Annotated in this window: 7 protein-coding genes; 4 read left to right on the forward strand and 3 right to left on the reverse strand. The window is 75.4% G+C overall.

Features of this window, described 5'->3' with window-relative positions:
* Positions 1-211: helix-turn-helix domain-containing protein (locus L1885_RS21455; protein WP_235798800.1), on the forward strand; the 211-nt coding region annotated here is incomplete at its 5' end.
* Between the two features lie 440 nt (positions 212-651).
* Here L1885_RS21455 and L1885_RS21460 read toward each other — a convergent pair.
* Both L1885_RS21460 and L1885_RS21465 read right to left on the reverse strand, forming a co-directional pair.
* Positions 652-1719 (reverse strand): hypothetical protein, encoded by a 1068-nt coding sequence (locus tag L1885_RS21460; protein WP_235798801.1) that lies wholly within the window; start codon positions 1717-1719, stop codon positions 652-654.
* 19 nt (positions 1720-1738) lie between these two features.
* Positions 1739-2260 carry a SigE family RNA polymerase sigma factor gene (locus L1885_RS21465; protein ID WP_235798802.1) on the reverse strand — a complete coding sequence of 174 codons (522 nt, stop codon included), beginning with the start codon at positions 2258-2260 and terminating at the stop codon, positions 1739-1741.
* Positions 2261-2448: 188 nt separating this feature from the next.
* Here L1885_RS21465 and L1885_RS21470 point away from each other — a divergent pair, with 188 nt between their 5' ends.
* The gene (locus L1885_RS21470) at positions 2449-3429 is read left to right on the forward strand and encodes a hypothetical protein (RefSeq protein WP_235798803.1); all 981 of its coding nucleotides are present in this window, start codon (positions 2449-2451) and stop codon (positions 3427-3429) included.
* Positions 3430-3770: 341 nt separating this feature from the next.
* Complete coding sequence (locus L1885_RS21475) at positions 3771-4124, forward strand: STAS domain-containing protein (RefSeq protein WP_235798804.1); 354 nt, start codon at positions 3771-3773, stop codon at positions 4122-4124.
* Positions 4125-4359: 235 nt separating this feature from the next.
* On the opposite strand, the gene speB is transcribed toward L1885_RS21475, so the two are convergent.
* Positions 4360-5355 carry an agmatinase gene (speB, locus tag L1885_RS21480; protein WP_235798805.1) on the reverse strand — a complete coding sequence of 332 codons (996 nt, stop codon included), beginning with the start codon at positions 5353-5355 and terminating at the stop codon, positions 4360-4362.
* Between the two features lie 608 nt (positions 5356-5963).
* Here speB and L1885_RS21485 point away from each other — a divergent pair.
* Positions 5964-6234: PucR family transcriptional regulator ligand-binding domain-containing protein (locus L1885_RS21485; protein WP_235798806.1), on the forward strand; the 271-nt coding region annotated here is incomplete at its 3' end.

Genomic DNA, 6234 nt, shown 5'->3' on the forward strand with positions numbered 1-6234 from the left:
CCGGCTGGGACCGGCCGTTGCCGACGCCGTGGCCGCCTGGCTGCGCGCCGACACACGGCTGGCTGAGGCGGCCGGCGCGCTCGGCCTGTCCCCGCCCGGACTGCGCAAGCGCCTGGTGCGCGCCGAGGAGGCGCTCGGCCGGTCGCTGCTGCAGGCCCCCAGCGCCGCCCACGAGTTGTGGCTGGCCTTCACGGCCCTCGGCAGGCTCTGAGCGACGACCCCGGCCCCGCCCCCGGGCCCCCGCCTCCGGGCTCCCGCTCCCGAAACCCGGACGCCTCCCGCGCGCCCGCGCCGCGCCGGGCGCTTCCCGTCCCCGGACGGTCGAGGATCGCGACCGCTGTGCGGAGTGAAACCGGTGGCCCGCTCCGCTGTGCGAAGCGGCCCTCGCCCCCGCCCGTACCCCTGTTCTACTGTCCTGCTGGCGCGGCCGAGGGCGCGCCGGTACGGCCTGGGCCGCCACGACCACGGGGGAGCCGTGGCGGCACGGGCGCGAGAGCGCGCGCGGGCTGCCGCACCCGTGCGGGGCCACTGGGCCGCGCCCCGGGGGGTGTCGCTTCTCCCGTCCCGTCCCGTTCCGTCTCGCGGTGATGGTGCTGGTGCCGCGGTGCCGGTGTGCATGTGCTGATGCCGGGCGCCTGCGGGGACCCGGTGTCAGGCGGTGTGATCGGGGTCCAGGCGGTGGTACTCGGGGAAGTAGGCCGCGCGGAACTTCCGGCCGCACTCCAGGTCGTTCATCGCCGCCTTGACGTCTGCGGTGAGCAGCAGTTGCGCCTCACTCTTCGAGAGGTGGTCGCTGCCCTCCGCCGGACTCTTCGCGCTCTCCTGGAACTTGACCATGTCGGCTATCCGCGACGGGCGGCGGGTGGTCACCGCGATGCCGCGGGCGCTGAGGCACGAGGCGTAGGAGTCCGCGAGCGCGACCAGCTTCGGCTCGGTGTCGAGATGCGCCTGGGCCTGCTCCTGCTCGGCCTCGGCGGCCTCCCACTCCTGCTTCTGGTGCGCCGCGTCCTGACCGTCCCGTCCCTCCACCTGGCGCTGGGCCTCGCCGACGCAGCCCGTCGGCCCGGCCTGGTCTCCGGGGGCGTCCTCGGCGGAGGGTGTGCCCCGGACACCGCCGAGGGCCTTCTGGTAGGCCGCCAGTTGCTTCGGGGACAGGGACGCGAGGTAGGCGGCGTCGGGCGCCTCGCCGCGCCGGCTCGCGGGGCTCATCGGCGCCTTCGGATCGTCCGGATGGACGGCCCCCGAGTACAGCCCGTACCCGTACTTGCCGCGGAACGCCTTCGCCTTGGCGTAGTCGCTTGCGTCGACCGCGGCCCACAGGTCCGGTGCGGTGTCGACGTGCGGTGTGTAGGTGTACCCCTTCGCCCGCATGCACACCGCCGTCGCGTTCTGCTCCAGGTAGCCGACGCGTTCGTCGTGCGTCGCGCCCTTCGGCACGGTCAGCAGCCCCCGCGCGGGCGGGGACGCCGGCACCGACGGCGAGGCCGACGCGACGGTCGCGGTGTCGGCCCGTCCGCCGCCGGGCACACCGGACACGGCGAACAGCCCCGCGCACGCCGCCGCGAGGACACCCACCGAACCTCCCGTCAGCCAGGCCGCCCGGGCCCGGCGGCGCACGCGGACCGACGCGTGGAGCCGTTCGCGCTGCGCCGGTTCGAGGCGTGCGCCGTCCGACGTCTCGCGCATCCGGCGTGCGAGATCCCTCTCGAATTCGTCCATGGCTCGCTTCCTCGGTCCCTCAACGCACCGGCTCGGACGTCTCGGCCAGCAGCTTCCGCAGCCTCGCCAGCCCGCGCGAGGCGAGCGAGGAGGCCGTGCCGACCGGGCAGTCCATCGTCTCCGCGACCTGCCGGTCGGAGAGGTCGTAGTAGTAGCGCAGCACCACCGCCGCCCGCTGCCGCACCGGCAGCAGGCCCAGGGCCTGTTCGAGGCGGGTCCGCTCGTCGACGGCCCGGGACGCGTCCTCGCCCGGCGGCGGCTCCGGCAGCGTCCCGGTGGGGCGCTCGCCCCACCAGCGCCGCTGCGCCGACCGTGCGACCGCGCGGGTCAGGACCCGCCGCACGTACGCCTCCGGCTGCTGCTCGGCGACCCTCGGCCAGGCGAACCACAGCTTCACCAGGGCGTCCTGCAGGACGTCCTCCGCACGGTGCCGGTCACCGCTCGTCAGCAGGCACGCGTAGCCGAAGAGCGGTGACCAGCGGGCCGCGACGAACTCGTCGAACCCCCGCTCATCGGCCCGTTTGCGGGGCCAAGGCCTCATCTCTCACCCATCTCCGATGTGTCCGGGGCCCTCGAACCGCTCCCGGACGGCACACACCGTACGCGCAGGGCAGCCCGATCGAGGGGTGACCCGGATCACACCGCCCGAGTGCAGGGGACCCGGGAGGCCAGGGCCTTTCTCCCTGCGGCGGGGTCGTGGGCCCCGGTCACGGGGCAGGAAGGCAGCGCATGAACAAGCACGCATCCCGGAGCCTTTGGGTGTTCGCGGCGGTCACCGTGCTTCCGCTCGCGGCCTCCTGCTCGGGAGCCGCGCACCCGGCGAAGGGCACCTCCGGACGGCCCTCCCAGCGGCAGGAGGCCCCGGACGCGAGCACCCCGGCCGCGGCGCACGGGAGTTCGGCCTCCGCCACGGACGGCGGCCTGCTCGGCGTGCCCCCGGGCGCGGACAAGGAGGTCAAGGAGGCCTACCTGGAGCAGAACGCGGTCGCCGGCTGCATGCGCAAGCAGGGTTTCCCGTACACACCGACCGTGGCGGGGATCACCGCCCCCGTGTCGGCCGTGGACGGCAAGGACTACGCGCTCGCCAAGCGCTTCCGCGAGAAGTACGGCTTCGGCGTCTACGCGGGCGCCGTGTATCCCGACGACCCCAAGGCGCCGATGAGCAGGGCGAGTCAGGCCGACGAGACACCCAACGCGGACTACGCGGCCACTCTGACGCCGGCGCAGCGGGACGCCTACGAGAAGGCGCTCGGCGGCGTCCGCAAGCCCTCCGCCCCGGGCGGCAGGGGAGGGCAGGAGCCGGGCGGCTGCCTCGGCAAGGCGATCCGGCAGGTCGAGGGGCCGCCCGAGTCGGCGGCCAGGCAGCGGGCCGAACAGGAGGACGCGTTGCGGAAGGACCAGGCCGACGGGCAGTACCTCAACGGCGATCCGCAGCTGGTCTCGCTCGCCCAGTCGTACGCGGCGTGCCTGCGCAAGCAGGGCATCCCGGTCACGACGACCCAGCCGACCAGCATCGGCGACATGGTCAAGTTCCAGGCGAGCGCGACCGCGCCGGGGTCCGGTGCGGGGAAGCTGACCCCCCAGGAGGCGACGCCCAGGCTGACGCGGGAGATCCACCTCGCCCTCCAGGACCTCGAGTGCGGGAAGAAGTTCCGGGCGGCGTACTTCCCGAAGTTCGCGGGCCACCCCTACGTGGGGAACAACGGGTGACCCGCGCCGCGGACCGCGCGCCGCGGGAGTGTGCCCCGTCCGGCGCCGCCGAAGGGCACGCCGGCCGACGCGGCCGCCGCGCACCGGCCCCCGAAGGCCGGGCCCGTCACGGTGCCCGTGCGGCGCCGGGGACTCACCGCCGCCGTGGTGGCGCACCGGCCCGGACGGCCGGTCGCGTACGGAGGGAAGGGCGCTCGTTGTGTCCCCGGCGGGCGCGTTGTGAGCCCCCGCGTGCGCGGAGCAAACGGGTGAGTCGGCCCCTGAGCACGGGATTCCTGAGAATGAGTGGGTTTGGAACCCGGTTTTGGGGGACCAACTCCGGGACATGGAAGCCTGACCCCATGGCGGAGGAATCTGCGGCCGTGACGGTGAGCGCGGCCGGACACGACGTGAAGGTCGTTCGGGTGAAGGGCGACGTCGACTACGAGAACGCCCCGCTCCTCGCGGAGGCCTTGCGGCGCGTGGGAGACCCCGGGGCCCGGCTGCTGGTGGCGGACCTGTCGGAGCTCGCCTTCGCCGACTCGACCGTCCTGCACGTGCTGCTCGAGGTGCAGCGCCGCCGGCGCCTGACGGGCGGTCGCATGATCATCGCAGGCCCCCTCCAGGAGACCGTGGGACGTCTGTTCGAGGTCACCGGCACGACGACGTTCTTCGAATTCGCCCCGACCGTCGAGGCGGCGACCCGGGCGAGGTGACGCCCAGGCCCGGTGCCGGACGCGCGCGGGTTGCATCGCGTGGGTGGGCTTCACGTTCTCGGACGCCCGGGCCCGTGCCCCTCGCCCTCCAGGCGCTCCGGGCCCGCGGTGTCAGCGTTCCCCGCGCTCAGGGCCGTCCCTTCTCACTCTCCAGGCGCTCCGGGCCCGCCGCCGGCTCCGGGGACGCGGGGCGCCGCGGCCCCCCGGCGGCGGCGACCCCGTCCGGCGGCAGCGGTCAGGCGGTGCCGGCCGCGCGGCGCAGCGCGAGCAGGCTGACCAGGTCGTACGCCACGTGCGACGCGGCCACCGAGGTGATGTCCGCGTGGTCGTACGCCGGCGCCACCTCCACCACGTCGGCGCCGATGATCCGCGTGCCGTCCAGGCCGCGCAGGATCTCCAGCAGTTCGCGCGACGTCAGGCCGCCGGCCTCGGGCGTCCCGGTCCCCGGGGCGTGCGCCGGATCGAGGACGTCGATGTCGACGGAGACGTACAGCGGCCTGTCACCGATGCGCTCGCGCACGGCCGCCACCGTCTCGTCGACACCGCGCCGCATCACGTCGGCCGCCGTCACGATGCCGAAGCCGAGCCGCTTGTCCTCCGTGAGGTCGCTCTTGCCGTAGAGCGGGCCCCGGGTGCCGATGTGGCCGAGTGCCTCGGTGTCGAGCAGGCCCTCCTCCACGGCACGGCGAAACGGTGTGCCGTGGGTGTACGGCTCCCCGAAGTAGGTGTCCCAGGTGTCCAGATGGGCATCGAAGTGCAGCAGGGCGACGGGTCCGTGCACGCGGGCCGCGGCCCGCAGCAGTGGCAGGGAGAGCGTGTGGTCGCCGCCGACCGTGACCACCGAGGCGCCGGTCGCGGCGAGTTCGCCCACCTGCTCCTCGACGGTCGCCACGGCCTGGCCGATGTCGAACGGGTTGACCGCGATGTCACCCGCGTCCGCGACCTGGACCGCGGCGAAGGGCGACACGTCGAGGGCCGGGTGGTACGGCCGCAGCAGCCGGCTCGCCTCCCGCACGGCGGCGGGCGCGAAACGTGCCCCGGGGCGGTAGGACACACCGCTGTCGAAGGGGATGCCGACCACGGCGACGTCGGCGCGGCCCACCTCCTCGAGCCGGGGCAGCCGGGCGAAGGTGGCGATGCCGGCGTAGCGGGGAACGACCGAACTGTCGACGGGGCCGACCGGCCCGGCGGGCGCGGCGGGGTCTGCGGGCCGCGGTTGCTGCGAGGTCACGAGGCTGCTTCTTCCGTGGAGGGAGGGGGAGGTGCGAGGAGGTGCGGGGAGGGGACGAGGGACAGGAGGAGGGACGGGAGGAGGGACGGGACGAGGGAGGCGGCAAAGGGGAGGGAGCGGGACGGTGCAGGGCGGGGGCCGGGAGGGCCGGGGAGGCACTGGGTGAGGGCGGACGGTAGCCGTCGGCGCCGGAGCGGTGTCCGGCGCCATGGGCGGTGCCGAGCAGCTTAGGCCGCGCGAACGGCCGGGTCACGGGCCGGTCGGGCCCGTGCGGCGGACCTCCTGGGATGATCCGACCCGGCCCGCCGTCCGGTCGGCCCTCGCTCTCCCCGCCGGAGCCCCTCATGGTCCCCGTTCCTCCAGGCACCGCGGCACCCGCTGCCGGGCCCTGCCCTCCCGAGCGGTCCGCTGCCGGGCCCTCCCGCCCCGGAGCGCCCCTTCCCGAGACGCCCGGTACCGAGCTGTCCGGTATCGAGCCGCCCTCGGCCGGGGCGCAGGACGCCCGGCCGGACGGTGCCGGGCCGACCGGCGCCCCACCGTCCCCCGCCGCTGACCCCGGGAGCTGGGCGGCCGGTGCCGCCGCGCCCGCCGGCCTCCCCACGCTCTCGTTGCGCGAGCTGGCCGGTGATCCGGCCCTCGGGCTCACGGCCCTGACCCGCGACGCGCTGCTCGACCGCCGCATCGGCTGGGCCCATGTCAGCGAACTGCTCGATCCCGCCCCGTACCTGCTCGGCGGCGAACTGCTCCTCACCGCGGGCCTCGGGCTGCCCCCGGCAGCAGCCGACGGCCCCACGGGCCCGGCGCACGCCACCGCGTCACCCGGCCAGGGGGAGCGGCACGGGCCCGGGGGGCCGCACGGCGCGGCCGGCTCGGGAGAGC

It is taken from the genome of Streptomyces fuscigenes (genome assembly GCF_021556455.1).
Taxonomy (GTDB): domain Bacteria; phylum Actinomycetota; class Actinomycetes; order Streptomycetales; family Streptomycetaceae; genus Streptomyces; species Streptomyces fuscigenes.

What these genes read in the sequence shown, in the direction of transcription:
- L1885_RS21460 (WP_235798801.1), bottom strand. Translation starts at nt 1,719, where the DNA reads ATGGACGAATTCGAGAGGGATCTCGCACGCCGGATGCGCGAGACGTCG.
- L1885_RS21465 (WP_235798802.1), bottom strand. Translation starts at nt 2,260, where the DNA reads ATGAGGCCTTGGCCCCGCAAACGGGCCGATGAGCGGGGGTTCGACGAG.
- L1885_RS21470 (WP_235798803.1), top strand. Translation starts at nt 2,449, where the DNA reads ATGAACAAGCACGCATCCCGGAGCCTTTGGGTGTTCGCGGCGGTCACC.
- L1885_RS21475 (WP_235798804.1), top strand. Translation starts at nt 3,771, where the DNA reads ATGGCGGAGGAATCTGCGGCCGTGACGGTGAGCGCGGCCGGACACGAC.